This window comes from Rhizobium pisi, assembly GCF_003938655.1.
Lineage (GTDB): Bacteria > Pseudomonadota > Alphaproteobacteria > Rhizobiales > Rhizobiaceae > Rhizobium > Rhizobium pisi.
This window is the reverse complement of record NZ_RJJT01000015.1, coordinates 13,406-36,968: the sequence shown is the minus strand read 5'-3', so window position 1 is coordinate 36,968 and position 23,563 is coordinate 13,406. Positions and strand designations below refer to the sequence as shown.

Annotated in this window: 24 protein-coding genes; 15 read left to right on the top strand and 9 right to left on the bottom strand. The window is 62.1% G+C overall.

Translation table 11 applies throughout. The features are described 5' to 3' along the window. Positions 1-28 precede the first annotated feature (28 nt). Positions 29-1,765 carry a gamma-glutamyltransferase gene (ggt, locus tag EFD55_RS21070; RefSeq protein ID WP_125846996.1) on the top strand — a complete coding sequence of 579 codons (1,737 nt, stop codon included), beginning with the start codon at positions 29-31 and terminating at the stop codon, positions 1,763-1,765. Positions 1,766-1,876: 111 nt separating this feature from the next. Then, positions 1,877-2,851 carry a threonine ammonia-lyase gene (locus tag EFD55_RS21065; RefSeq protein WP_125846994.1) on the top strand — a complete coding sequence of 325 codons (975 nt, stop codon included), beginning with the start codon at positions 1,877-1,879 and terminating at the stop codon, positions 2,849-2,851. 57 nt (positions 2,852-2,908) lie between these two features. Here the strand turns inward: EFD55_RS21065 and EFD55_RS21060 are convergent, their stop codons facing one another. Then, complete coding sequence (locus EFD55_RS21060; RefSeq protein WP_125846992.1) at positions 2,909-3,706, bottom strand: SDR family NAD(P)-dependent oxidoreductase; 798 nt, start codon at positions 3,704-3,706, stop codon at positions 2,909-2,911. A gap of 116 nt (positions 3,707-3,822) precedes the next feature. Here EFD55_RS21060 and EFD55_RS21055 point away from each other — a divergent pair, with 116 nt between their 5' ends. Beyond that, the gene (locus EFD55_RS21055) at positions 3,823-4,758 is read left to right on the top strand and encodes a GlxA family transcriptional regulator (RefSeq protein WP_125846990.1); all 936 of its coding nucleotides are present in this window, start codon (positions 3,823-3,825) and stop codon (positions 4,756-4,758) included. Positions 4,759-4,796: 38 nt separating this feature from the next. Here EFD55_RS21055 and EFD55_RS21050 read toward each other — a convergent pair whose 3' ends face one another. After that, complete coding sequence (locus EFD55_RS21050) at positions 4,797-5,603, bottom strand: phytanoyl-CoA dioxygenase family protein (protein ID WP_125846988.1); 807 nt, start codon at positions 5,601-5,603, stop codon at positions 4,797-4,799. A gap of 230 nt (positions 5,604-5,833) precedes the next feature. Further along, positions 5,834-6,724, bottom strand: a complete 891-nt coding sequence (locus tag EFD55_RS21045) for a LysR substrate-binding domain-containing protein (RefSeq protein WP_125846986.1) — start codon at positions 6,722-6,724, stop codon at positions 5,834-5,836. A gap of 117 nt (positions 6,725-6,841) precedes the next feature. Here EFD55_RS21045 and EFD55_RS21040 point away from each other — a divergent pair, with 117 nt between their 5' ends. Genes EFD55_RS21040 through EFD55_RS21030 form a run of 3 tightly spaced genes read left to right on the top strand, consistent with a single transcriptional unit; the run spans position 6,842 to position 8,207 of the window. Next, entirely contained in the window at positions 6,842-7,261 is a 420-nt protein-coding gene (locus EFD55_RS21040; protein WP_125846984.1) for a tautomerase family protein, read from the top strand. Beyond that, complete coding sequence (locus EFD55_RS21035) at positions 7,258-7,659, top strand: cupin domain-containing protein (RefSeq protein ID WP_125846982.1); 402 nt, start codon at positions 7,258-7,260, stop codon at positions 7,657-7,659. Before EFD55_RS21040 ends, EFD55_RS21035 begins: the two co-directional genes overlap by 4 nt. After that, a complete protein-coding gene (locus EFD55_RS21030) occupies positions 7,656-8,207 on the top strand; it encodes a DUF4865 family protein (RefSeq protein ID WP_125846980.1) in 552 nt (183 codons plus the stop codon). Before EFD55_RS21035 ends, EFD55_RS21030 begins: the two co-directional genes overlap by 4 nt. Before the next feature lie 8 nt (positions 8,208-8,215). Here EFD55_RS21030 and EFD55_RS21025 read toward each other — a convergent pair whose 3' ends face one another. The 3 genes from EFD55_RS21025 to EFD55_RS21015 form a co-directional block, all read right to left on the bottom strand. Next, positions 8,216-8,851, bottom strand: coding sequence for a LysE family translocator (locus EFD55_RS21025; RefSeq protein ID WP_125846978.1), 636 nt, complete (start codon positions 8,849-8,851; stop codon positions 8,216-8,218). A gap of 185 nt (positions 8,852-9,036) precedes the next feature. Next, positions 9,037-10,476: a pyruvate kinase gene (gene pyk / locus EFD55_RS21020; protein WP_125846976.1), complete on the bottom strand. Its 1,440-nt coding sequence runs from the start codon at positions 10,474-10,476 to the stop codon at positions 9,037-9,039. Further along, positions 10,476-10,961 (bottom strand): DUF1036 domain-containing protein, encoded by a 486-nt coding sequence (locus tag EFD55_RS21015; protein WP_088683157.1) that lies wholly within the window; start codon positions 10,959-10,961, stop codon positions 10,476-10,478. Before EFD55_RS21015 ends, pyk begins: the two co-directional genes overlap by 1 nt. Positions 10,962-11,163: 202 nt before the next feature. On the opposite strand from EFD55_RS21015, the gene EFD55_RS21010 reads away from it, so the two are divergent. From EFD55_RS21010 to EFD55_RS21000, 3 genes are all read left to right on the top strand, one after another. Next, positions 11,164-11,952 carry an N-formylglutamate amidohydrolase gene (locus EFD55_RS21010; RefSeq protein WP_125847243.1) on the top strand — a complete coding sequence of 263 codons (789 nt, stop codon included), beginning with the start codon at positions 11,164-11,166 and terminating at the stop codon, positions 11,950-11,952. Positions 11,953-11,967: 15 nt separating this feature from the next. Then, entirely contained in the window at positions 11,968-12,273 is a 306-nt protein-coding gene (locus EFD55_RS21005; protein WP_125846974.1) for a DUF1244 domain-containing protein, read from the top strand. Positions 12,274-12,363: 90 nt separating this feature from the next. Next, positions 12,364-12,627 carry a DUF2312 domain-containing protein gene (locus tag EFD55_RS21000; protein WP_125846972.1) on the top strand — a complete coding sequence of 88 codons (264 nt, stop codon included), beginning with the start codon at positions 12,364-12,366 and terminating at the stop codon, positions 12,625-12,627. A gap of 57 nt (positions 12,628-12,684) precedes the next feature. On the opposite strand, the gene EFD55_RS20995 is transcribed toward EFD55_RS21000, so the two are convergent. The 3 genes from EFD55_RS20995 to EFD55_RS20985 form a co-directional block, all read right to left on the bottom strand. Continuing rightward, positions 12,685-13,233: a GNAT family N-acetyltransferase gene (locus EFD55_RS20995; protein WP_245438515.1), complete on the bottom strand. Its 549-nt coding sequence runs from the start codon at positions 13,231-13,233 to the stop codon at positions 12,685-12,687. Positions 13,234-13,421: 188 nt separating this feature from the next. Continuing rightward, on the bottom strand, positions 13,422-15,269 hold the full coding sequence (locus EFD55_RS20990) for a peptidoglycan L,D-endopeptidase MepK (protein WP_125846970.1): 1,848 nt from the start codon (positions 15,267-15,269) through the stop codon (positions 13,422-13,424). Between the two features lie 178 nt (positions 15,270-15,447). After that, positions 15,448-16,992 carry a sigma-54-dependent transcriptional regulator gene (locus tag EFD55_RS20985; RefSeq protein WP_125846968.1) on the bottom strand — a complete coding sequence of 515 codons (1,545 nt, stop codon included), beginning with the start codon at positions 16,990-16,992 and terminating at the stop codon, positions 15,448-15,450. Positions 16,993-17,303: 311 nt separating this feature from the next. On the opposite strand from EFD55_RS20985, the gene EFD55_RS20980 reads away from it, so the two are divergent. The 6 genes from EFD55_RS20980 to EFD55_RS20955 all read left to right on the top strand — a co-directional run bounded on the left by EFD55_RS20980 (position 17,304) and on the right by EFD55_RS20955 (position 23,557). Continuing rightward, a complete protein-coding gene (locus tag EFD55_RS20980) occupies positions 17,304-19,157 on the top strand; it encodes a M3 family oligoendopeptidase (protein ID WP_125846966.1) in 1,854 nt (617 codons plus the stop codon). 343 nt (positions 19,158-19,500) lie between these two features. Continuing rightward, entirely contained in the window at positions 19,501-20,655 is a 1,155-nt protein-coding gene (locus EFD55_RS20975; protein ID WP_125846964.1) for an aminodeoxychorismate synthase component I, read from the top strand. Then, complete coding sequence (locus EFD55_RS20970) at positions 20,652-21,281, top strand: aminotransferase class IV family protein (protein WP_125846962.1); 630 nt, start codon at positions 20,652-20,654, stop codon at positions 21,279-21,281. Before EFD55_RS20975 ends, EFD55_RS20970 begins: the two co-directional genes overlap by 4 nt. Positions 21,282-21,283: 2 nt before the next feature. Further along, a complete protein-coding gene (locus EFD55_RS20965; RefSeq protein ID WP_125846960.1) occupies positions 21,284-21,568 on the top strand; it encodes a YciI family protein in 285 nt (94 codons plus the stop codon). Positions 21,569-21,585: 17 nt separating this feature from the next. Then, entirely contained in the window at positions 21,586-21,951 is a 366-nt protein-coding gene (locus EFD55_RS20960; protein WP_125846958.1) for a nuclear transport factor 2 family protein, read from the top strand. Positions 21,952-22,105: 154 nt separating this feature from the next. Then, positions 22,106-23,557, top strand: a complete 1,452-nt coding sequence (locus tag EFD55_RS20955; protein WP_125846956.1) for a homospermidine synthase — start codon at positions 22,106-22,108, stop codon at positions 23,555-23,557. Positions 23,558-23,563 lie beyond the last annotated feature (6 nt).

Sequence of the window (23,563 nt, the reverse complement as noted above, 5' to 3'; positions counted from 1 at the left end):
TTCCATCATTCCATGAGAGGGGGAAAACATGGGCCGCCTGCATATCGGGACGATCTCCGTCATATCAGCCTTGTCGCTGAGCTTGACCTCGGCTTTCGCCGCCTCGCCTGTACCTGTCGAAGCCGAGCACGGCATGGTCGTCACCGCCCAGCATCTGGCGACCGATGTCGGCGTCGAGGTGCTGAAGAGCGGCGGCAATGCCGTCGATGCGGCGGTCGCCGTCGGTTATGCTCTAGCGGTCGTTTATCCCGCGGCCGGCAATCTCGGCGGCGGCGGCTTCATGACCATCCGCCTGAAGGACGGCACCAAGACCTTCCTTGATTTCCGCGAACGTGCGCCGCTCGCCGCGACGAAAACCATGTATCTGGATGCCAAGGGCGATGTCGTGCCGCGCGCCAGCCTCGACGGTTATCTCGCCGTCGGCGTGCCCGGCTCCGTCATGGGCTTCGAGACCGCGCGCGAGAAATACGGCACCCGACCTCGCGAGGACCTGATTGCACCGGCGCTCCGCTTCGCCAGGGAAGGCTTCACGCTGGAACAGGGCGACGCCGCAAGTTTCGCCGGCAGCGCCAAGCGCCTCGCCAAGGATGAGGCCGCGGCAAAGATCTTCCTGAAACCGGACGGCAAGCCCTATGCATCGGGCGAAAAACTCCAGCAGCCGGACCTTGCCGCCGTCCTGGCAGGCATCTCCGAAAAGGGCCCGGACGCCTTCTACAAATCAGCGCCCGCCGAGGCGATCGTCAAGGCGAGCCAGACCAAGGGCGGCATCCTCGCCAAGGAGGATTTCGAGCAATATGCCGTGCGCGAGTTGAAGCCGATCGAGTGCAATTACCGCGGCTACGACATCATCTCGTCGCCACCGCCCTCTTCGGGAGGCGTCATCATCTGCGAGATTCTCAATGTTCTGGAAGGATATCCGCTCTCCTATCTCGGCTACAACTCGGCCGAAACGGTCCACGTCATGGTTGAGGCGATGCGCTACGCCTATGTCGACCGCAACGCCGCGCTCGGCGATCCCGATTTCGTCGAGAACCCGGTCGAAAAACTGCTCGACAAGAAGTATGCCTCGGAGATTGCCGCCAAGATCGACCCTTACAAGGCCGGCACTTCGGCAAACCTGAAACCGCTCGGCGGCAAGGAAAGCACCGAGACGACGCATTATTCGATCATCGACGACCAGGGCAATGCGGTCGCCGTCACCTATACGCTGAACGGCTCCTTCGGCGCCGGCGTCGTGGCGCCGGGCACCGGCATCCTGCTCAACAACGAGATGGACGATTTCACCTCAAAGCCCGGCGTGCCGAACCTTTACGGCCTCGTGCAAGGCGAGGCCAATGCGATTGCCCCGAAGAAGACGCCGCTCTCCTCGATGAGCCCGACGATCGTCACCCACGACGGCAAACCCTTCATGGTGATCGGCAGCCCCGGAGGCTCGCGCATCATCACCATCACGCTGGAAGCGATCCTCAATGTCGTCGATTTCGGCATGGATATCAGCCAGGCGGTCAACGCCCCGCGTCTCCATCATCAATGGCAGCCCGACAAGATCTATCTCGAGCCCTACGCGCTTTCGCCGGACACGGAAAAGACGCTCGCCGCCATGGGCTACAGCTTCGACGGCGGCAACGACGCACCGCTCTGGGGTCAAGCGGCCGGCATCCTCGTCGGCGGCAAGAGCCTGGCTGCCATCGCAAAGGGCGGCGGTGCGCGGTATAACGGCGCCATGGACAGCCGTGCGGCAGAAGGTTCGGCCAACGGCTATTAACCCCTCGCGACGGGCGCAACACCATTCGTGGCACGGTGACAAAGTCGCCGTTCACAAACAGCTTGCCCCGCCCTATGCATGATTGAATTCCGCAAGCAGGACGATTCCCGAATGGCCAGCATTGAAATGATCGTTGCCGCCCGCGCCCGCCTGCGCGGTCACGCAAGGCGCACACCGCTTCTCTCCTCTCCCTTCCTGAACGAGATCGCCGGCCGGCGCTTGTTCGTGAAGGCGGAATGTCTGCAACATTCCGGCTCATTCAAGTTCCGCGGCGGCTGGTCCGCGGTCTCCGGCCTCGATCCTGCCGTGCGCGCGCGAGGCGTCATCGCCTTCTCCTCCGGCAACCATGCCCAGGGCGTTGCCCTTGCCGCCAAGCTGCATGGGGTGCCCGCCGTCATCATCATGCCGAGCGATGCGCCGAAGCTGAAGATCGCCAATACCCGCGCTTTCGGCGCCGAAGTGGTGCTCTATGATCGCGCCAACGAGGATCGCGACGAAATCGGCGCCAGGCTTTCGGCAGAACGCGGCCTGACGCTGATCAAGCCTTTCGACGAGCCGCTCGTCATCGCCGGCCAGGGCACGACCGGCCTTGAAATCTCCGAGCAGGCCGAAGAGGAAGGCGTTACCTCTGCGGAGGTCTTGGTTCCCTGCGGTGGCGGCGGACTGACCTCCGGCATCGCCCTTGCCCTTGAAGCCAGCGCCCCCGGCTTTCGCGTCCGTCCCTGCGAGCCCAGGGACTTCGACGATACCACCCGCTCGCTCGCCTCCGGCAGGATCGAGCGCAACGCCTCGATGTCGGGCTCGATCTGCGATGCGATCCTCACGCCGCAGCCTGGCAATATCACCTTTCCGATCCTGAAGCGCCTCGCCGGCGCCGGCATTGTCGTTACCGACGAGGAAGCGCTTCGCGCCATGGCGCTTGCTTTCGTCAGGCTGAAGATCGTCGTCGAGCCCGGTGCTGCGGTGGCGCTTGCCGCCGCCCTCTTCCATGGCAAGGATCTGGAAAGCGACACAATCGTCGCCGTCACCTCGGGCGGCAATGTCGATCCCGATATTTTCACCACCGCCCTGGAACGCTTCGGTTGAGAGAAGTGCGCCCGCCATCCGCAGCATATGCCGCGGATGGTTTTCGTCAGCCAACCGTCATGCCAGCTCGTAACGCTTGGCCGGCTTGCTGCGAGACAGGTTCGGCATCAATGCCTGGCGCGCCTGCTCGTAGGCCGAAAGCAAGCCGGCATCCTCAAGCGCCGGAATCGTTGCGAACTCACCCTGCTCAAGGCCGGCGAGCGATGCATCGACCATGTCTTCCGCCGACATCACGATCTCGTTCGGCAGATGCTCGATCGGCGTGCCGGCAATGCCCCAGAATTCCGTCGCCGTGGCGCCGGGCAACACGGCCTGTATCCGGATGTTCTTCTCCGTCAATTCATGCTTCAGCGACTGGCTGAAGGCGAGCACGAAGGCTTTCGTGGCGCCGTAGACGCCGTTCAGGCGCTCTGGCGCGATCGCGACGATCGACGCGATGTTGATGATCGTGCCGCCGCCGCGGGCAACGAAACCGGGAACGGCGGCATAGGTCAGCCGCATCAGCGCCGTGACGTTGAGTTCGATCATCTTCTGCATCTTGTCGACATCGGCGGCGAGCAGCGGCGCCGTTCCGCCAACGCCGGCATTGTTGACCAGAAGCGTGATGCTCCGGTCCTGCTTCAGCACGCCTTCGACACGGGCGAGGTCAGCCGCGTTGCCGAGGTCGGCCACGACGGTCTCGACCGTCCTGCCCGTCTCCTCGGTCAGCCCGGTTGCCAGGGCCTTCAGCCGCTCACCATTGCGGGCGACGATGATCAGGTCGTAACCCTGCTTTGCCAGCCTGTGGGTATAGACTGCGCCGATGCCCGAGGATGCGCCGGTGACAAGCGCAGTACCCTTGTATTCCTGTGTCATGATCCATCTCCTTCAATTGCGCCGGCCTCTGCCCTGCGCTTGAGGAGAACCATATCCCGGATTGTCAGCGTCCTGAATGTCATATATACCACCTTTTAGGACATTGGAGCTTAGCCATGCAAACCATCGCTTTCCTGCTCTACCCCAGCTTCCAGATCATGGGCCTGGCGGCCGTGTCGGCCTTCGAATTCACCAATCTGCATTTTCGCGAGAAGGTTTACGACATCCGCTACCTCTCGGAAGCAGGCGGTTCGCTGCGCACTTCGCTCGGCATGACGATTGAGACCGAGCCCTTCGGTGATCCTGGATTCGATACGCTGATCGTCACCGGCGCGCCCGGCATCGTGTTGCCAAGCCCCGGCGAAAGCAACTTCGTTCGCGCGGCTCTTGGCGCCTCTCGCCGCGTCGCTTCGATTTGCACCGGCACTTTCTTCCTCGCCGAAGCCGGTATTCTCGACGGCCGGCGCGCGACGACGCATTGGTGTCTCGCTCGTGAAATGAAGGCGCGCTATCCAAAGATCAAGGTGGAAGAGGACCGCATCTTCATCATCGACGGTTCGGTCTGGACATCGGCCGGCATGACGGCCGGAATCGATCTGGCACTCGCCATGGTCGAGAAGGACCACGGCATGGAGGTCGCCCGCGCCGTTGCCCGAATGCTTGTCGTCTATCACCGCCGGTCCGGCCGCCAGTCGCAATTTTCCGCGCTGCTGGAGCTGGAACCGAAATCCGATCGCATTCAGAAGGCGCTCGACTTTGCCCGCGGAAATCTGAAATCGCAGCTTTCGGTCGAAGAACTGGCGGAAGCCGCCCATCTCAGCCCACGCCAGTTCAGCCGGGCCTTCCGCGCCGAAACCGGGCAGTCGCCTGCCAAGGCCGTGGAAAATCTGAGACTCGAAGCCGCCCGGCTGATGATGGAGCAGAGCCGCCATCCGATCGACGTCGTCGCCGACGAGACCGGCTTTGCCGACCGCGAGCGCATGCGCCGCGCCTTCCTGCGCGCCTTCGGCCAGCCGCCGCAGGCCATCCGCCGCAACGCCCAGCAGATGTGAGCACCCGGCCTGCGACGGCCGGGTGTTTTCTGTCCTCGCTACCGCTGCTGAAGTGCCCGGCGGATCGCGATCTCGACCGGCGAATAGGCGCCGTCCTTCCGTTCGAGCCGAAGAGGTTCGGAAGGCGCAAGGCCGGGCTGCGCCATGAAGCGCGGCTCCTTGCCGCGGTGCATCTGCGCGGCGTGGATGAGGAACGGATGGCACAGATATACCGTGCCTGCCGGACCTGTCGCCAACGCCAGCGGCCGATCCTCCCCCACGTGCTCCAGCCAAAGGTGCGCCATTCCTGCCTCGCCCGCCGGTGCCAGCAGGCGTGCGATATCCTTGTGCGAACCGACGCGGATGCGGGTCGGCGCATCCTCCTGCCCGACATCCGAGAATAGAAAGAGCATCAGGAGCGCCCGTCCGCGCGAGGTAATGTTCACCCGCCAGGCGGAAAAGTCCCGTTGCTCGTTCGGATCGGAATGCTCGCCGGGAAAGCTCACATCCACATGCCAACCGGCATCGCCCGGATCATCGGGATGGGGAAAGCGGACCGGAAAACTGCCAAGCCCATTGCGCGGCTCCCAGCGCCCCGTGCCGACGAGCTGGTCGAAGGCGGAATGCAGGACCGGCGTATTCACAGCCTTCTCGAACGGCCCGCCACCGTAGCCGGCAAGCCGCACGACCGGCTGCGTCCACGTCTTTGGATCATTCGCATCAAAGGGAATGTCGCGCCACATGATGGCACGGGCTTCTTCGGCCAGTGTCCGGGAAAATGCATCATCGATCCTGACGAAACCATTCTCGATGAATTGCTCGATCTGCGCGGCGCTCAGCGCCGGCGGATAAACAGCTGATGTCATGAAAATATCTCTCTATTGCCAAACCTGCAGGGCTCTTCTTTGGCCGGATGCAGGTGGTTACCGTCCACGGCAACACGCCAGCCGCGAAGGCTGGATGCGGCCGCATCTTCCATACGCCCGAAGGCAGTGCCGTTAGTGGCTCAAGAAGAAGACCGAAGCGATATTGAGAGTGAGCATCGTCATAGTGCCTCGAGGCTATAGGCATGCGCCCGAAGGGTCAATGCCGGGATTCAACTTGCCTCTCGTACGGCACCATGCACCGACTGCAGCACGAGCGCGGCGAGCCGCGCCGCGGCCGGCTGCGGTTCGGCTTCCGCCCGATGCAGGACCAGGCCGAGCTTCGGCAGCTCAGGCAGGCCGATAGCCTCGGGTTCCAGCGGCCGGACCTTTGCCGGCAAGCCGATCGGCGTGCGGATGGTGAGGCCGAGGCCTGCGGCCGTCGCGGCCCAGAGACCGCCGAGACTGGGACTGACGAAAGCGAGCCGCCAGGAAATGCCCGCTTCATCAAGCGCCCGGGTCGCCGCGCTGCGCAGCAGGCACGGCGCCTCCAGCGAGGCAAGCGGCATCGGTTCGCCGCTTGCGGCATGCCAGCCAGGCCCCTCGGCAGGCCCGATCCAGCGCATCGGCACCTCGCCGATCGTTTCGCAATGCGCCGTCAGCGTGCCATCGCTCCAGGCGAGCGCCAGATCGAGCTTGCCTGAGGTCACGCGTTCGAGCAGTTCGGCATTGCGCACCACCCGCGCCTCGATGCGCACCTTCGGATGGGCGCGCGCAAAACGGCCGAGCACTTCGGGCAGCAGGTTCTCGCCAAAATCCTCCTGCAGGCCGAACCGCACCCAGCCCTCCAGTTCGACGCTGTGCACGGCCGCCGCCGCCTCATCGTTGAGTTCCAGCAGCCGTCTGGCATAGCCAAGCATCGTCTCGCCGGCATCGGTTAGCGTCAGCCCACGCCCCGCCTTGCGGAAGATCTGCGTACCGGCCTGCTCCTCCAGCTTCTTCAATTGCGCGCTGACCGCAGAGGTCGACCGCCCGAGCCTTTCTGCTGCCTTGGCGAAATTGCCGAGTTCCATACCCGTCGAAAAGGTCCGAAGCACATCGAGGTCGAAGATCGTCCGCCGCATCACATAGTCCCGATTTTTAGGATCATTGATTCAAAAAATTCTGATTTTCAGCATCATCGTGCTGTGCGATGGTTTCATTGTCAAGGCCGGTGAACGGCCAGAACCATGGAGATCCCAATGCCCTTCGTTCGCATTTCTCTTCGCAAAGGCAAGTCGCCGGACTATCTTGTGGCGCTCGCCGACAATATCCAGCGCGCCCTGGTCGAGACTTTCGACGTTCCCGAAAACGATCGCTTCCAGGCCATCCACCAGCATGACGAGAACGAGCTGATCTTCGACCGCAGCTATCTCGCCGGCCCGCGCTCCGACGATTTCGTCTACATCTCGATCACCATAGGCAGACCTCGCGCGGGCGAGATGAAGGCGGCGCTCTATCGGCGGCTCACCGATCTTCTGGCGGTGTCGCCGGGCCTCCGGCCGGAAGACGTCATGATCGTCATCAGCACCAGCGCGCCGGACGATTGGTCCTTCGGCAACGGCATCGCTCAGATGACCGATCCGGACTGGCGGCTGCGGGCGGTCGGAGGCCGGCAATGAGCGCTTCGAACCCGAAGACGATGACCGTAAGCCGCCCCGGCAAGGCGGTCCGCTCGCCGGAGGGCGTGGCAACGGCGCCCTTCTGGGTGGAGATGCTGCTCGAAGGCGCCGACGGCGAGAACACTGCGATGCGCGCCACGCTCGAACCCGGCACCATCACCCGCTGGCACACACACCCCAAAGGCCAGCTGCTCTATGTGCTTTCGGGACGGGGACTTGCGCAGAACGAGGGCGGCCCTGTCGAAAACTTGCGAGCCGGCGACGCGGTTTGGTTCGCACCCGGCGAGCGCCACTGGCATGGCGCGGCCGATGACAGCCCATTCAGCTATATCAGCATCCAGCCAAGTGAAAACGGCAGCGCCGTCGAATGGCTGGATCATGTGGAGAGACGGCCATGATCGCCATGCAATACGGCTTCACCCTGCCCGCCGATTACGACATGTCGATCATCGACCGCCGCATCCGCGACAAGGGTCCTCTGCTCGACGGCTTCCCCAATCTCGGCTTCAAGGCCTATCTCAGCGCCCGCAGGAACGAATTCGGCAGCCGCGACAATCTCTATGCGCCCTTCTATCTCTGGCAAAAGCCGGAAGGGGCAAGCGACTTTCTCTGCAGTCCCGGATTCCAAGCGCTCACCGGCGCCTTCGGCTGGCCGCAGGTCAGAACCTGGATCGTCTGGCGGGCTGATATCTCGCCCGAGATCGCTGCGGCCAGGTTCGCGACCTGCACTATTCTGCGAACGGAGGCTTACGCGCCGCTCGCCGAGATCCGTCATGCCGAGAGCGCTGAGGCCGAAGCCGATCTCGCGACAGGCAGAGCGCTCGCCTTCGTCTCCGGTTTCGAACCGACGACATGGACGCGAGTGCGCTTCAGGCTATGGAAAGATATGCCCGAAATCGACGAGCGCATGCAGGCCTATCGCGTCGGCCATCTGTCCCTGTCTTGATTCTGAGCTCAGGAGGTTGCGCGGCGATAGAAGGCGAGCGAGCCGGCAAGGGCCAGCAGCGCGCCGCCGCAGGCCCGTTCCAGCCACAAGGCGCCCGACGTCTTCAGGAAGCGCACCGCCTGCGAGCCGAAGAAGGCGTAGCCGAACATGATGATGAAATCGAGCGCGGCAAAGACGAGCGCGAGCAGCGCATATTGCCCTGCCTGCGGTTGGGTTGGATCGATGAACTGCGGCAGGAAGGCCGAGAAGAACAGATAACCTTTCGGGTTCGTCGCCGCGACCATGAAGCTCTTGAGCCCGATCGAAAAGGTCGATCTCGTGGCCGTTGCCTCACCCGATTTCAGCGCCGCATCGATCGTGCCCTTCGAGCGCAGCAGCATGATGCCGAGAAAGGCGAGATAGGCAGCACCCGCCCATTTCAGCATCGAGAACCAGAATTCCGATGCGGCAAGCAGCGCGCCGAGCCCGATCGCCACGGCGCCAATCAGCACGAAATCGGAAAGCACTGCGCCGATCATGCCGGCAACCGCCCGGCGCAGGCCATGCCGCGAACCGTTGGTCAGCGCCAGCAGCACTGTCGGCCCCGGTGTGGCGATGCCGACGAACGAAACGGCCGCAAAGGCAAGCAGCGTGACGATATCCATGATGACCCCTCCAAGCCGGAGCATGATACCGAAAAGTGCGAGCGGTTTTCGGGCGCCATCATGCTCTATTCCTTGATCTGAGACTCGAGATTTGCACGCTCCCCGGTTCCTGGCAATGGCGATCCCACGAACAAAAAAGCCCGCCGCCTCTTCAGGCAGCGGGCTTCCCAAGGGATGCGGTCGGATCAGATGCCGCTCTGGCCGTCGGAACCGATATAGGCAATGCGGATCATATTGGTGGCGCCGGGCGTGCCGAGCGGCACACCGGCCGAGATGATGATGCGGTCGCCCGGCTTGCCGAAGCCTTCGTCCGCGACGATGCGGCAGGCGCGGTTGACCATGTCGTCGAGATCGGTCGCATCATGGGTGACGACGCAATGCAGGCCCCAGACGATGGCAAGGCGGCGCGCCGTCTTGATGATCGGCGACAGCGCCAGGATCGGCACCTGCGGGCGCTCACGCGAGGCACGAAGGCCCGTCGTGCCCGACGAAGTGTAGCAGACGATCGCCGACAGCTTCAGCGTCTCGGCAATCTGGCGGGCGGCGAGCGAGATCGCATCGGCGCCGGTCGCTTCCGGCTGGGCGCGCTGGGCGTAGATGATACCGGGATAATGCGGCTCGCGCTCGATGGCGCTGGCAATCGACGCCATGGTCGAGACGGCCTCGACGGGATAGTCGCCCGAGGCCGATTCAGCCGAGAGCATGACAGCGTCAGCACCTTCGAAAACGGCGGTCGCAACGTCGGAGACTTCGGCGCGTGTCGGCACCGGCGCGGAGATCATCGATTCCAGCATCTGCGTGGCGACGACCACCGGCTTGCCCGAACGGCGGCAGGCGCGGATCAGTTGCTTCTGGATGCCGGGAACAGATTCGAGCGGCATTTCGACACCGAGATCGCCGCGGGCGACCATCAAGGCGTCGGAAAGCTCGATGATCTCTTCGATGCGCTCGAGAGCCTGCGGCTTTTCGATCTTCGACATCAGGCCGACGCGGCCGCGGGCGATCTTGCGGACTTCGGCAAGGTCGTCGGGACGCTGGACGAAGGAAAGCGCCACCCAGTCGACATCGTCGGTGGCGAGCACGGCGTCGAGGTCGGCACGGTCCTTATCCGTCAGCGCGCCGACGCCGAGCAGGGTGTCGGGAAGGCTGACGCCCTTGCGGTCGGAGATGCGCGTGCCCGAAATGACGGTGGTGACGATGCTCTTGCCGTCGCACTTTTCGGCACGCAGCGCGAGCTTGCCGTCGTCGATCAGCAGGCGATGGCCCGGCTGCACCGATTCCAGGATCTCGGGATGCGGCAGATAGACGCGCGTGGCGTCGCCGAGCGCTTCGTTGTTGTCGAGCGTAAAGGTCTGGCCGGGTTTCAGATCGACCTTGCTGTCGGCGAATTTGCCGACGCGCAGTTTAGGTCCCTGCAGGTCGGCCAGAATGCCGATCGGCCGGCCGGAGCGCGCTTCGACCGAGCGGATGCGCTGGATGAGCGTACGCATCAGGTCGTGGCTCGCATGGCTCATATTGATGCGAAAGACATCGGCACCGGCCTGGTGCAGCTTCTCGATCATCGATTCCTCGGAGGAGGCGGGCCCGAGGGTGGCGAGGATTTTAATTTTGCGATTACGCTTCATCAATTCTGGCTTTCTTGCGTCCCTGGGGTGTCGGAGAGTTGAACCATCCAGCTACCCTGGCGGCCCGTATCGTATTCCTTGAATCCCATCTTCTGGTAACCCCGGGCATAACAATCCTGCACGCCCGTGATCTTGAATTCGTTTTCCGCCACGCACATCTGCACGTCACCCGTCCATCGTCCTCCCCGGGCGGCGTCCTCTGCGTAGAGGTAATAATAGCGCGACTGCAACTCTCCCTCGATCAGCGTGGCGCAGGTGGTGGCCGGCACCTGCCACCAGCCTTCCGTTATCCAGCCGTCCTTGGCCCGGTATCCGATCGCGACGCCGACGAGATTCTGCGTTCCGTTGCAGACGCGGAAATCCGCGCGCGCAGCATCTGCGATGAAGAACGGCATGGCGGCTGCAAGAGCGAACAAAGCGAGACGGACCAGCGGCCCGGACCGCGTGAGGAAACTTGGCGCGGCTTGGATCAACACGGCTCCCAAATAGCTCCACGGTTATTCGTATCCGTGTCTTCTTGCGCCGCCATCAGGCGAAAGTCAACGCAATGCTAATCGATTATATTTCCTTTCATAACACTGTTCGCTGACGGTTCATATCCGCCTCACGCCGCCGCCGCGCTTGAACCTGCCGCAGGCACATGCGATCACTGAGGCCGACTGCGCAATGACGAACGGCAATTCCTTCATGGACGACTTCCAATCCTTCGAAATCCTATCCGGAAAACATGACAAAGGCATGGTGATCCTCGCCGATCACGCGATGAACCGTCTCCCCGCCCGATATGAAAGGCTCGGCCTGCCGGAACAGGCCTTCACCCGCCACATCGCCTATGACATCGGCATCGAGGGGCTGACGCGACAGCTTTCGGAAAGGCTCGGCGTGCCCGCCGTGCTCGGCGGCTTCTCGCGGCTGCTGATCGACCCGAACCGCGGCGAGGACGATCCGACGCTGATCATGAAAATATCAGACGGCGCCGTCATATCAGGCAACCATCCGATCACCCCGCAGGAATGGGATTACCGCATCGAAACCTTCCATCGCCCCTATCACGGCGCCGTGGCCGAAACGATCGACAAGGTGGCGAACGCCACCGGCCGGGCGCCGCTGGTGTTGTCGCTGCATTCCTTCACGCCGGCCTGGAAGAGCGTCCCCCGCCCCTGGCACGCTGCGGTCCTCTGGGATAGCGACCGGCGCGCCGTCGGCCCTTTGCTCGACATGTTGCGCGCCGATCCTGATCTCGTCGTCGGCGACAATGAACCCTATGACGGCGCGCTGAAGGGCGATACCATGTACCGTCACTGCATGATCACAGGCATTCCGCACGCACTGCTCGAGGTGCGCCAGGACCTGATCTCGGACGAGGCCGGCATATCGGCATGGGCTGAGCGCCTGGCGCCGATCTTTGCGGCGATGAATGCCGATCCCGCCTTGCACTTATATGACGTGCACCTGTCGCGCACCGGCCCCTATTGATCGAAAGGAAGCGAGATGACAGCGCTCAGCAAGGAACAGCAGACCGAATTCGAGGCCGCCGCCTTTCGCCGTCTCGTCGCACATCTTCGTGAACGCAGCGACGTCCAGAACATCGATCTGATGAATCTGGCCGGCTTCTGCCGCAACTGCCTGTCGAACTGGTACCGCGAAGCCGCCGAGGCCGAAGGCGTCGCGATCAGCAGGGACGAATCACGCGAGATGGTCTACGGCATGCCTTACGAGGACTGGAAAAAACTCCACCAGAACGAGGCCTCGCCTGTGCAAAAGGCTGCTTTTGAACTGAACAACCCACACAAATAGCTCAGGCGGCCGCGAACAGGCTTGACCGGGACGCCGCTTTCGCGGCAGTCACTGGCATCCAAAAATTGATCATCCAATCAGGAGAACACGATGTCTGATGCTCATGGCGTCGCCCGCGATCAGCTTCGCGCTTTCATCGAGCGCATTGAACGCCTGGAAGAAGAAAAGAAGACCATCGCCGACGACATCAAGGACGTCTACGGCGAAGCCAAGGGAATGGGCTTCGATACCAAGATCCTGAAGAAGGTCGTGGCACTGCGCAAGAAGGACCAGCAGGAGCGTATGGAAGAGGAGGCGATCCTCGACACCTACCTGCACGCGCTCGGCATGATCGAGGCGCCGCCGGAAGGCTGATCCGCCGACACTGCAGATGTCGACAAGCCGCTGGAGCGATCCAGCGGCTTTTCTTTCTCAGGCTGATCCACCGTTAAGCTGCTTGCTCAAGTCCAATTGCATCACCACGTCAGTCTGCGGGTCCTCGCCAACCATGAATGTGGTGCTGCCTATCGCAGCAAATCCGGCCCGCTTGTAGAACGCCAAGGCTCGGCTGTTCCGTTCGAATACCGTCAGTTCCAAATGCGTTGCGCCACGCTGCCCGGCCTCGCCGACAACGGCGTCGAGAAGACCGCTGGCCAATCCGCTCCCCCTCCACTCGGTGTCGACGTAAATTCGATTGAGACGAGCAGAGCGTCCATCGCCCGAGCGCGCGACGACATGCGCATATCCAATGATCAGATCATCGGCCATCGCGACAAAAACGGCGGCTGAGGGGTCGGCGATCTCGTCCTCCTGGCGTTCCGCGCTGAAATTCTTGCCGATATAGGATTCGAGATCGGACGCTTCCGTGCTGCTGTCGTAGGTGTCTCGGAATAGTCGCGCTGCGAAGCTGGACAAGGCTCTAGCGTCGGATCGGCGCGCGCGTCTGATCATCGATGCGGCTGGCAGGGCACGCTCTGTCACGACGTTCTCTCCTTTTGATCCCCAAGAGGCTTGAGCGCGCAGAATGCTTCAGGAAGGTATTTTCGGCAAGGATAATGGCTGCGGCGTGCCCGCTCGAACGGCCATGCACCATTGCGTCCATGGAACCGGCAATGAACTATCGGCTGCCGATCGCCTCGGCAACTTTCGATACTCGATGATCGGCAAGCTCAATTGGTGTTGAACTTGCGCACTTCCATGAAGTTGACGGCCGTGCCGCTGAAGCGGGCCGGATCGACCGAGGCGGTCTTGACGTTGAAGCCCTCGGCGTAAACAGCGGTCGGCTGGGCACGCATCGTCTGGCTGACGAAGCGCGGCGCCTTGACCTGCTTGGAAGCCATTTCGAGGCGGGCATTGGTCAGCGCCCACTGCGAAATCATCTTCTGCGTCAGTTTCGGCTCGGTGCGAACAGTCGCGCGGCTGGCATCCGCTGCGGCGGCTTCCTTCTGCGTCGGGCGACCACCCTTGGTCGGAAGGCCTTGCGCTGTCGCGGCCTCTGTGGCCGGCGCGTCAAAGCCGTCGCCGAAACTTGCCGATTTCGTCACTGGCGCCAACGCAGCGACCTGCAGCGTCGGCTTTGCGGCGGGCGCCTTTTGCGGCATCGCGGCGGCGATGGCCTGCTCCACGCTCATCTGCGGCTGATGCGAGGCAACTTCGCTTTCCTGAGCCTTGTCATTCTGCTGCGCGAGAGCATCGGCAACGGCAGGAGAGAGCTCACCCTGATCGGCCTCGTCGGCCTCTGCTTCCGGGTCCGCATTGGCGGCGGCAAGCAGGTTCTCGGCAACGGCGGGGCGTTCGACCGGCGTCGGAACGGGCAGTCCGTTCTGCATGTTCGGATCGATCGACGCGACCTCGGCGTCGCCAGGCGCGCGGCGCTGACCGAGCAGCGAAGGAACCGGAATGCTATAAGCGCTGAGATCGGCAAACTGCTGCGGCTGGGCCTGATCGGTGGGCAGCGCTGCGGCAAGGGCCTGCTGGGCGGCATTACCCGACGACGGCGCTACGAGCGCGCTCGCCACTTCGCTGCCGGCCGGCTGGTTGCTGAATGCCGGGCGAACCTGCGGCACCGGTGCGTTCAGATCGGCGACCTCGGTCTGCTGCGGTTCCGCAGGGGCGGGAGCGGGTTCGGCCTTCGGCGGCGTCGCCTTGGCGACGGCCACGGGAGCGGAATCATCCGAATCGTCTTCCTGTTCGTCCGCCCCGCCGCCAAAGAGCGCTTCAAACAGCGTCTTGTGCTTCGGCGCCGACTCGGAAGCGCTGGCGATCTCGATCTGCGTACCGCTGACGCGGCGCTTATAGTCGGCCATCGCCTGCTGGTAGCCCGGCAGCGGCTTGCCGTCGGCCGGAATATGAATCGTGTTGCCGTTCGGGAAAAGCTGGACGAGCTCGTCGCGGCTCATGCGCGGCCAGGCGCGAACGCCGCCTACATCCATGTGCACGAAAGGAGAGCCCGATTTCGGATAGAAGCCGACGCCACCGACCTGCATCTTCATGCCGATGCCGCGCAGCGTCGCGAGCTTGACGTCGGGAATGAAGAAGTCCATCGCCTTGCCGAGCATGTGCTGGCTCTTTTCGGCGACGCCCGAGTTGCGCGAGCGGCCGCGCAGCATCTCGTTGGTCGCCGGCGAGCGGAAGCCGCAGACGACGTTGATGTAGTCCCTCGAACCGCTCTGGCGATAGACTTCCCAGATCAGGTCGAACAGGCGCGGATCCATCTTCGTCGGCTGGTTCTTTCGCCAGTCACGCAGGAATCGGTTCAGCTGCTCCAGACCCTTGGGGTCGAACTTGCCGTTGCGCTTGTAGGTGATGACGGCCTTTTCGCCGGTATGGATGAAGTAGAGCTTGAGGCTGCGGGTTTCACCTGCTGCCTGCGAAGGCGTACCAACGAATACTGGTGAGGAAACTGCAAGCGCAAGAAGGGCGGCCGCTGCCGTCCTCATTGCCTTTCCGCAGATGTCGGCGCACAAAGAACGCCAGCTCAAGCGCGAAGGCTTGGAATTCCCATTCAGATTCGGCAACTCGATCCCCGTCAGACAGACAATGTCCCGTACTGTCCCAGATGACTGTCAAATGCGGTCACACGATGGCAAAAATGCCACACATGATCAACCTTTTCTTTACATAGTGAACGAGCCACTAACAAGTGGTTTATGATCAGTAACAAATCGTGGTTGCCTTAGTCTTAATAAAAAGCGCTTAAGCCGCATCTTTCTGGGGATTATCGGGGTCTATACCGTAATCCTTGAGCTTGCGATAAAGTGTGGACCGACCGATTCCAAGTTTGCGCGCCACTTGACTCATTTGGCCGCGATAGAATTTGAGTGCGAATCGGATGAGCTCCTCCTCGACATCGGCAAGCTTGCGCACGTCGCCTGCGGGATTGACGCTGGCAATCGCATTTCCGGAGGGCTCGGGCAGGCGGTGGTGCACCTCCCCGTGCATCGACGCCCTGAAGTCGTCGCCATAGGCCTCCTCTGGATCGAGGCCGGTATTGTCGGCAACCAGCGCTAGATGATCCACCACGTCATATTCCGGAAGCTGGGCGGCGATCTGCGGGAAGTCTTGCTCCGTCAGCTCCGGCCCCTCGGCCAGAACGACCGCGCGGAAGATTGCGTTTTCGAGCTGGCGGATATTGCCGGGCCAGTCATAGGCAGTCAGCAGCGCCAGCGCGCCGGCGTTGACCGTCATGCGGCGGCCGTTCTTCTGCTCGCTGGAGAAGCGATCGGCAAAGACGCGCACCAGATGCGGAATGTCTTCCTTGCGCTTGCGCAGCGCCGGAATGGTGATCGGGAAGACGTTGAGGCGATAATAGAGATCCTCGCGGAAATGGCCGTTCTTGACTTCCTCGATCAGGTCCTTGTTGGTCGCCGAAATCAACCGGACGTTAACCTTGTGCGCGGTGCGAGCGCCGACAGTCTCGATCTCGCCCTGCTGCACGGCGCGCAGAAGCTTCACCTGAACCTCGAGCGGCAGGTCGCCGATTTCGTCGAGGAAGATGGTGCCACCGTCGGCTTCCATGAATTTGCCGATGTGACGTTCGGTTGCGCCGGTAAACGCCCCCTTCTCATGGCCGAAGAGAATGCTCTCGACGAGATTATGCGGGATGGCGCCGCAATTGACGGTGACGAACGGCTTGTTCGAACGATCGCCGCCGGACTGGATGGCCCGCGCTACCAGCTCCTTGCCGACGCCGGATTCGCCTTCGAGCACGACCGGAATGTTGGATTGCGCCGCCCGCTGGGCGAGATCGATGACCCGGAGCATCGCCGGGCTTGCCGAAACGATATCGTCGAAACCGACGGAACCTGATCGCGACCGGCGTCCGGCCCGCGCCTTCACTTCGCGCTGGTCGAGCTTCATCGCGTTCGAGATCGAGGTGGCGATGCGTTCGGGCGAGACCGGCTTGACGACGAAATCGAAGGCGCCGGCGCGCATCGCCTGCACCACGGTCTCAATGCCGCCCTGCCCGGTCTGCACGATGACGGGAATCTGCGTGCCGAATTCATGGAGCGCGTCGAGGAATTCGAGGCCCGTCATTTCAGGCATCATCAGGTCGAGCACGATGACGTTGAACAGGCCGCTGTCTCGTTTGACCATTTCAAGGCCGATACGGCCGTTTTCCGCCTGGTGCACGACATGGCCGTGACGCTCGATTGCGTTCTTGAGCAGGCGGCGCTGCACGGGGTCGTCCTCGACCACGAGGATTTGTCCTGCTCCCTTGAGCTCATTGTAACCGGTCATTGTCGCCTCACTTCATGCGAAACCATGAAGCGCACTCTGACAGGAAGGCTTGAACATCCAGTTTTGAGAAATAATTGCATTTTAACGATCATAACGGGTCGTTTTCGTGCCGAAGCGAGGCCTTTCATGCTTCGAAAGCCCCTTGATGCCGGGCCTTTGCGCGCTTACAGCGCCGCGCGTCTTTTCAGACGCGCAAAGGACGCTGTAACACTTTGAACCTACGCATCGTGCTTTCCGAAAATCGATTCCGATTTTCGGGCCGATGCGCTAGACAATCAGACCTGTTATAAAAGTGGAGAGGAATTGCGCCCATGAAAATCAAGCTCCCGCACGCCGGCCTTCTCTTGTCGGCAGCAGTGCCAGCTGGGGCCGCCGATCCCGCGCTCGGCGATCTGCCGGTCTGGAAGCTGCAGGATCTCTATCCCTCGGCCACCTCCACCGCCTTCGTCGCCGACATGGAAAAAGCCGGCAAGGCGGCAACCGCCTTTGAGGAAAAGTGGAAGGGCAAACTCGCCGACGCCGCGACGAAAACCGGCGACGACGGCATCGGCGCGGCGCTGAAGGAATATGAGGCGCTTGATGATCTCATGGGCCGCCTCGGCTCCTTTGCCGGCCTCACCTATTTCTCCGACACCACCAACCCGGCAAACGGCAAGCTCTACGGCGACGTGCAGACCAAGATTACCGAATATTCCGGCCATCTGCTGTTCTTCGCGCTGGAACTGAACCGCGTCGACGACGCCGTGATGGACGCCTGCATGGCCAATGACCCGGCCGCCGGCCATTATCGCCCCTGGCTGGTCGACCTCAGGAAAGACAAGCCCTACCAGCTCGACGACAGGCTGGAACAGCTCTTCCTCGAGAAATCGATGACCTCGGCGGCCGCCTTCAACCGCCTCTTCGACGAGACCATGGCGGAACTCCGCTACGAGATCGATGGCGAAAAAGTGCCGCTCGAAGTAGCGCTGAACATGCTGCAGGAGAAGGATCCCGAGGTGCGCCACAAGGCCGCCATGGCGCTTGCCGAAACCTTCAAGGCCAATATCCGCGTCTTCACGCTGATCACCAATACGCTTGCCAAAGACAAGGATATTTCCGACCGCTGGCGCGGCTTCGAGGATATCGCCGACTCCAGGCATCTCGCAAATCGCGTCGAGCGCGAGGTCGTCGATGCGCTGGCTGCGGCCGTCCGCGAAGCCTATCCCCGCCTTTCGCACCGCTATTACAAGATGAAGGCGAAGTGGCTCGGCATGGAGCAGATGAATTTCTGGGACCGCAACGCGCCTCTTCCGGAAACCTCAACCGCCATCATCTCCTGGCCCGAGGCGAAAGACACCGTGCTTTCCGCCTACGGCAATTTCTCCCCCGAAATGGCGGATATCGCCAGGCGTTTCTTCGACGAGCAGTGGATCGATGCGCCGGTGCGCCCCGGCAAGGCGCCCGGCGCCTTTGCCCATCCGACGGTTCCCTCGGCCCATCCCTATGTGCTCGTCAACTACATGGGCAAGCCGCGCGACGTGATGACGCTCGCCCATGAACTCGGCCACGGCGTCCACCAGGTTTTGGCCGGCGCGCAGGGCGCATTGATGTGCCAGACGCCGCTGACGCTTGCCGAAACTGCTTCCGTCTTCGGCGAGATGCTGACCTTCCGCGCGCTTCTGGAAAAGACCACCGACAAGCGCGAGCGCAAGGCGATGCTCGCCCAGAAGGTCGAGGACATGATCAATACGGTGGTGCGCCAGATCGCTTTCTACGAATTCGAACGCAAACTGCACACCGCCCGCAAAGCAGGCGAACTGACTGCCGACGACATCGGCGAACTCTGGCTCTCCGTCCAGTCGGAAAGCCTCGGCCCGGCGATCAACATTTCGGAAGGATACGAGACCTACTGGGCCTATATCCCCCACTTCATCCACTCACCCTTCTATGTCTATGCCTATGCCTTCGGCGATTGCCTGGTGAATTCGCTCTATGCCGTCTACCAGAAGGCCGAGACGGGCTTTCAGGAAAAGTATTTCGAGCTGCTGAAGGCCGGTGGCACCAAGCATCACTCGGAACTCTTGAAGCCTTTCGGCCTCGACGCCACCGATCCGTCGTTCTGGAGCCAGGGCTTGTCGATGATCGAAGGGCTGATCGACGAACTGGAAGCTTTGGATAGAGCGTAAAGTCGGGCCAAAACCTGAAACTGGCGAGCGATCCCCCTGACAGGCGTTGGCAACGCTCAATCAAAGCCTATTCTGAAACGTCTATGAGGAACCATGACGGCGGCGTTCTCTCCCTCATTCCTGTGCTTGTCACAGGAATCCAGCGCGCCCAAGTCCTTGGGCGCTGGGAACTCTTTATCTACCGGAAATGAATCATTCACGGCGCAGACGCGCCGTGGCTGGATTCCTGTGACAAGCACAGGAATGAGGGAAGCGGATATCGCCGCCAGCTTCGCATCGCTCGGCATCGTAGAGAATAGAGCCGTCGCGAGCATCGGATAAATGAGCAAGATGCGGCGCGATCATGTCTGAACCCTATATTCTCTTCCGCGACGACGCGACCGGCCAGGTGATGCTCTTCGCCGAGCCGGCTGAGATCATCATTGCCAGGACGCGCGCGGAATTCTTTGCAGGCCTCGTCAGGATGGAAGAGGCCAAGGCCGAGGGCAAATGGCTTGCGGGCTACATGGCCTACGAGGCCGGATACTTCTTCGAAGAAAAACTCGCTTCCTTCGCCGGGGAAAATCGCGAAACGCCGTTGCTCTGCTTCGGCGTCTTCGAAAGCCCTCAGCCCGACATCCATCCGCTTGCCCAACCGAAACAGCGTCTCGAAAACGAGGAATTCCTCACCGCGCCGGAAGCCGCCTGGGATTTCCCCATATATAAAGAGCGCTTCGACCGCCTCCACGAACACCTGCGGCTCGGCGACGCCTATCAGGCGAACCTCACCATGCCGGTCGAAGCTCGGTGGAATGGCGATCCCCGCGCCGCCTTCTGGTCGCTGATCGAACGCCAGCCGGTCAAATACGGCGCGCTGGTCGATCTCGGCGGCCCGATCATCCTGTCGCGGTCGCCCGAACTCTTCTTCCGCATCGACGAAGAGGGATGGATCGAAACTCACCCGATGAAGGGAACGGCAAAACGCGGCGCCACCCCCGCCGAGGATGCCGAAATCATCGCGGCCATGCGTGCCGATATCAAGACGCAGGCCGAAAACCGCATGATCGTCGATCTCCTGCGCAACGATATCTCCCGCATCACCGAAGTCGGCACGCTCGACGTACCGAAGCTTTTCGACGTCGAGACTTATCCCACAGTCCACCAGATGGTGAGCCACGTGCAGGCAAGGCTGTGCCCCGAGCTTTCGATCCGCGATATCTTTGCCGCCCTCTTCCCCTGCGGTTCGATCACCGGCGCGCCGAAGATCCGGGCAATGGAAATTCTCCACGCCCTCGAAGATGCCCCGCGCGACGCCTATTGCGGCGCGATCGGCATGATCTCGCCGAGCGGCGCGATGCGTTTTTCGGTCGCCATCCGCACCGTCACGCTTTTTGCGGGCGGCAGGGCGGTCTTCAATGTCGGCGGCGGCATCGTCTTCGATTCGACGGCCGAGGCCGAATATGAGGAATGCCTGCTCAAGGCCCGATTCGCCGTCGGCGACCAATGGATCGCACGATGACCGATTTTTCGCTGATCGAAACGCTGCGCTGGCAACCTGACGAAGGCTTCATCCGCCTGCGCCTGCATCTCGCCCGGCTGTCCCGCTCCGCCCGCCGCCTGGGCTTCCCGCAGCCGATCGATGCGACAACAAAGCTTGATGAAACCGTCGCGGAGGCGACGGCCCCGCTGCGCGTCCGCCTGACCTTGGACCCCCAAGGCCGCATCGCGGTGACGAGCGCCTCCTTCGTTCCGCTGGCGCCGGAGACCGTTTGGGCCGTCCGCATCGCCAGGACCCGCCTCGATTCCTCTGATCCGCTGCTGCGCGTCAAGACCACGCGCCGCGCCGTCTATGAGAGCGCCCGCGCTGAATATGCTCAGGCCGAGGCCGATGAGGTTATCCTTTTGAACGAACGCGGCGAAGTCTGCGAGGGCACCATCACCTCCATCTTTCTTGACGACGGAAGCGGTATTCTACGCACCCCGCCGATCTCCTGTGGCCTGCTTGCCGGCGTGCTGCGCACCGAACTCATCTGTGGGCGCAAGGCCCGCGTCGGTCGACTGACACCTGCTGATCTCGATGCCGGCAGGCTTTATGTCGGAAACTCGCTGCGCGGCCTGATCCGTGCAAATCTCATCAGGAGCTGATCATGTTCATCCTCTCCCTCACCTATATCAAATCCAACGATGAAGCCGACAGACACATGGAGCCTCACATGGCATGGGTAAGGGAGGGATACGCCAGGGGCTGGTTTCTCGCCTCCGGCCGCAAGGTGCCCCGCACCGGCGGCGTGGTCCTCGCCATCGGCGAGCGCGTTGCGATCGAAGCCTATGTCGCCGCCGATCCCTTCACCATCCACGGCGTCGCCGAATACGAGATCACCGAGCTCGCCGTGACGACGGCGGTCGAAGGACTAGAGATCCTGAAGGGCTGAATTGACCGGAGCCGATCATGGACGACCTTACCGCCCATCTGAAGGAACTCGAAGAAAAACTCTTCGAGCCCTCCGTTCGCGCCTCACGCGAGATGTTGACGGCACTGCTCTCGCGCGACTTCCGTGAAATCGGCAGCTCGGGACGTCTCTATACCTTCGATGTCGTCGTATCAGCGCTTCTGGCCGAGAAACGAACGGGTACATCACGCGGCGAGCATTTCGAAACCCAAAGACTCGCAGAGCGCGTTGCGCTTCTTACCTATCGCGCCATCTACACCGATGCCGACGGAAGTGAACGGCGAACGCTGCGCAGTTCGATCTGGCGGCTGGAGGAGGACGGGCACTGGCGCATGCTTTTCCATCAGGGCACGGTGATAGCATAGCCTCTCATCCGCCCGATATTTGACCCTTTCCCCGTCAACGCCCTTTATTGTGACGCCGTTTTGTGGTTAGAGCCGGTCACCTCGCAATTTCTGCGGCAATTTCAAAAGAATTCTTCAGGCTGAACGCCTTCGTCCCCTTCCACAGGAGAAAAGAATGACGGAACAGAACTATCCGGTATATGCCGAAATTACCGGTCCGATCGTGATGATCGGCTTTGGCTCCATCGGCCGCGGCACCCTGCCCCTGATCGAGCGCCACTTCAAATTCGACAAGAGCCGGATGGTCGTCATCGACCCGCGCGAAGAACCCTCCGACATGGAGATCCTCAAGAAGCACGGCGTCCGCCACATCAAGGAATATGTCACCAAGGAAAATTACAAGGAGCTGCTGAAGCCGCTGCTGACGGAAGGCGAAGGCCAGGGTTTCTGCGTCAACCTCTCCGTCGACACCTCCTCGCTCGACCTCATCAAGCTCTGCCGCAAGCATGATGTGCTCTACGTCGACACCGTCGTCGAGCCCTGGCTCGGCTTCTATTTCGACAAGGGCATGAGCAATGCCGACCGCACCAACTATGCGCTGCGCGAAACCGTGCGCAAGGAAAAGGCGAAGAACCCGGGCGGAGCCACGGCTGTCTCCACATGCGGCGCCAATCCGGGTATGGTCTCCTGGTTCGTCAAGCAGGCGCTCGTCAACCTCGCCAACGACACCGGCCTGAAGTTCGACGAGCCGGACCAGCATGATCGCGAAGGCTGGGCCAAGCTCATGAAGAAGCTCGGCGTCAAGGGCGTCCATATCGCCGAACGCGACACCCAGCGCACCAAGCACCCGAAGCCGCTCAATGTCTTCTGGAACACCTGGTCCGTTGAAGGCTTCATCTCCGAAGGCATGCAGCCGGCCGAACTCGGCTGGGGCACGCATGAAGAGTGGATGCCGAAGAACGCCAAGAAGCACAAGAAGGGCAACAAGGCGGCAATCTATCTGGAGCAGCCCGGCGCCAACACGCGCGTGCGCACCTGGTGCCCGACCCCCGGCCCGCAATACGGCTTCCTCGTCACCCATAACGAGTCGATCTCGATCGCGGACTACTTCACGGTCCGCGACAAGGACGGCGAAGTGACCTTCCGCCCGACCTGCCACTATGCCTATCATCCGGCCAACGACGCCGTGCTCTCGCTGCACGAGATGTTCGGCAACGGCGGCACGCCGCAGCCGGTCCACCACGTTCTCGACGAGGACGAGCTGGAAGACGGCATCGACGAACTCGGCGTCCTGCTCTACGGCCATGAGAAGAATGCCTATTGGTATGGCTCGCGCCTGTCGCTGGAAGAAACCCGCCGCATCGCTCCTTACCAGAACGCCACCGGCCTGCAGGTGACCTCCGCCGTTCTCGCCGGCATGGTCTGGGCGCTTGAGAACCCGACCGCCGGCATCGTCGAAGCCGACGAGATCGACTACAAGCGCTGCCTCGAAGTGCAGATGCCCTATCTCGGTCCGGTCGAGGGCCACTACACGGACTGGACCCCGCTCGACGGCCGTCCGGGCCTCTTCCCCGAGGATATCGACACCAAGGATCCCTGGCAGTTCAAGAACATCCTCGTTCGCTGAGACTGT

Excerpts from the sequence above, each read along its gene's own strand:
- EFD55_RS21065 (WP_125846994.1), top strand. The coding sequence starts at position 1,877 with ATGGCCAGCATTGAAATGATCGTTGCCGCCCGCGCCCGCCTGCGCGGT.
- ggt (WP_125846996.1), top strand. The coding sequence starts at position 29 with ATGGGCCGCCTGCATATCGGGACGATCTCCGTCATATCAGCCTTGTCG.
- EFD55_RS20960 (WP_125846958.1), top strand. The coding sequence starts at position 21,586 with ATGGACGACCTTACCGCCCATCTGAAGGAACTCGAAGAAAAACTCTTC.
- EFD55_RS21000 (WP_125846972.1), top strand. The coding sequence starts at position 12,364 with ATGTCTGATGCTCATGGCGTCGCCCGCGATCAGCTTCGCGCTTTCATC.
- EFD55_RS20965 (WP_125846960.1), top strand. The coding sequence starts at position 21,284 with ATGTTCATCCTCTCCCTCACCTATATCAAATCCAACGATGAAGCCGAC.
- EFD55_RS21045 (WP_125846986.1), bottom strand. The coding sequence starts at position 6,724 with ATGCGGCGGACGATCTTCGACCTCGATGTGCTTCGGACCTTTTCGACG.
- EFD55_RS21050 (WP_125846988.1), bottom strand. The coding sequence starts at position 5,603 with ATGACATCAGCTGTTTATCCGCCGGCGCTGAGCGCCGCGCAGATCGAG.
- EFD55_RS20970 (WP_125846962.1), top strand. The coding sequence starts at position 20,652 with ATGACCGATTTTTCGCTGATCGAAACGCTGCGCTGGCAACCTGACGAA.
- EFD55_RS21055 (WP_125846990.1), top strand. The coding sequence starts at position 3,823 with ATGCAAACCATCGCTTTCCTGCTCTACCCCAGCTTCCAGATCATGGGC.
- EFD55_RS21060 (WP_125846992.1), bottom strand. The coding sequence starts at position 3,706 with ATGACACAGGAATACAAGGGTACTGCGCTTGTCACCGGCGCATCCTCG.
- EFD55_RS20980 (WP_125846966.1), top strand. The coding sequence starts at position 17,304 with ATGAAAATCAAGCTCCCGCACGCCGGCCTTCTCTTGTCGGCAGCAGTG.
- EFD55_RS21040 (WP_125846984.1), top strand. The coding sequence starts at position 6,842 with ATGCCCTTCGTTCGCATTTCTCTTCGCAAAGGCAAGTCGCCGGACTAT.
- EFD55_RS21025 (WP_125846978.1), bottom strand. The coding sequence starts at position 8,851 with ATGGATATCGTCACGCTGCTTGCCTTTGCGGCCGTTTCGTTCGTCGGC.
- EFD55_RS20985 (WP_125846968.1), bottom strand. The coding sequence starts at position 16,992 with ATGACCGGTTACAATGAGCTCAAGGGAGCAGGACAAATCCTCGTGGTC.
- EFD55_RS21035 (WP_125846982.1), top strand. The coding sequence starts at position 7,258 with ATGAGCGCTTCGAACCCGAAGACGATGACCGTAAGCCGCCCCGGCAAG.
- EFD55_RS21030 (WP_125846980.1), top strand. The coding sequence starts at position 7,656 with ATGATCGCCATGCAATACGGCTTCACCCTGCCCGCCGATTACGACATG.
- EFD55_RS21010 (WP_125847243.1), top strand. The coding sequence starts at position 11,164 with ATGGACGACTTCCAATCCTTCGAAATCCTATCCGGAAAACATGACAAA.
- pyk (WP_125846976.1), bottom strand. The coding sequence starts at position 10,476 with ATGAAGCGTAATCGCAAAATTAAAATCCTCGCCACCCTCGGGCCCGCC.
- EFD55_RS20955 (WP_125846956.1), top strand. The coding sequence starts at position 22,106 with ATGACGGAACAGAACTATCCGGTATATGCCGAAATTACCGGTCCGATC.
- EFD55_RS21005 (WP_125846974.1), top strand. The coding sequence starts at position 11,968 with ATGACAGCGCTCAGCAAGGAACAGCAGACCGAATTCGAGGCCGCCGCC.
- EFD55_RS20975 (WP_125846964.1), top strand. The coding sequence starts at position 19,501 with ATGTCTGAACCCTATATTCTCTTCCGCGACGACGCGACCGGCCAGGTG.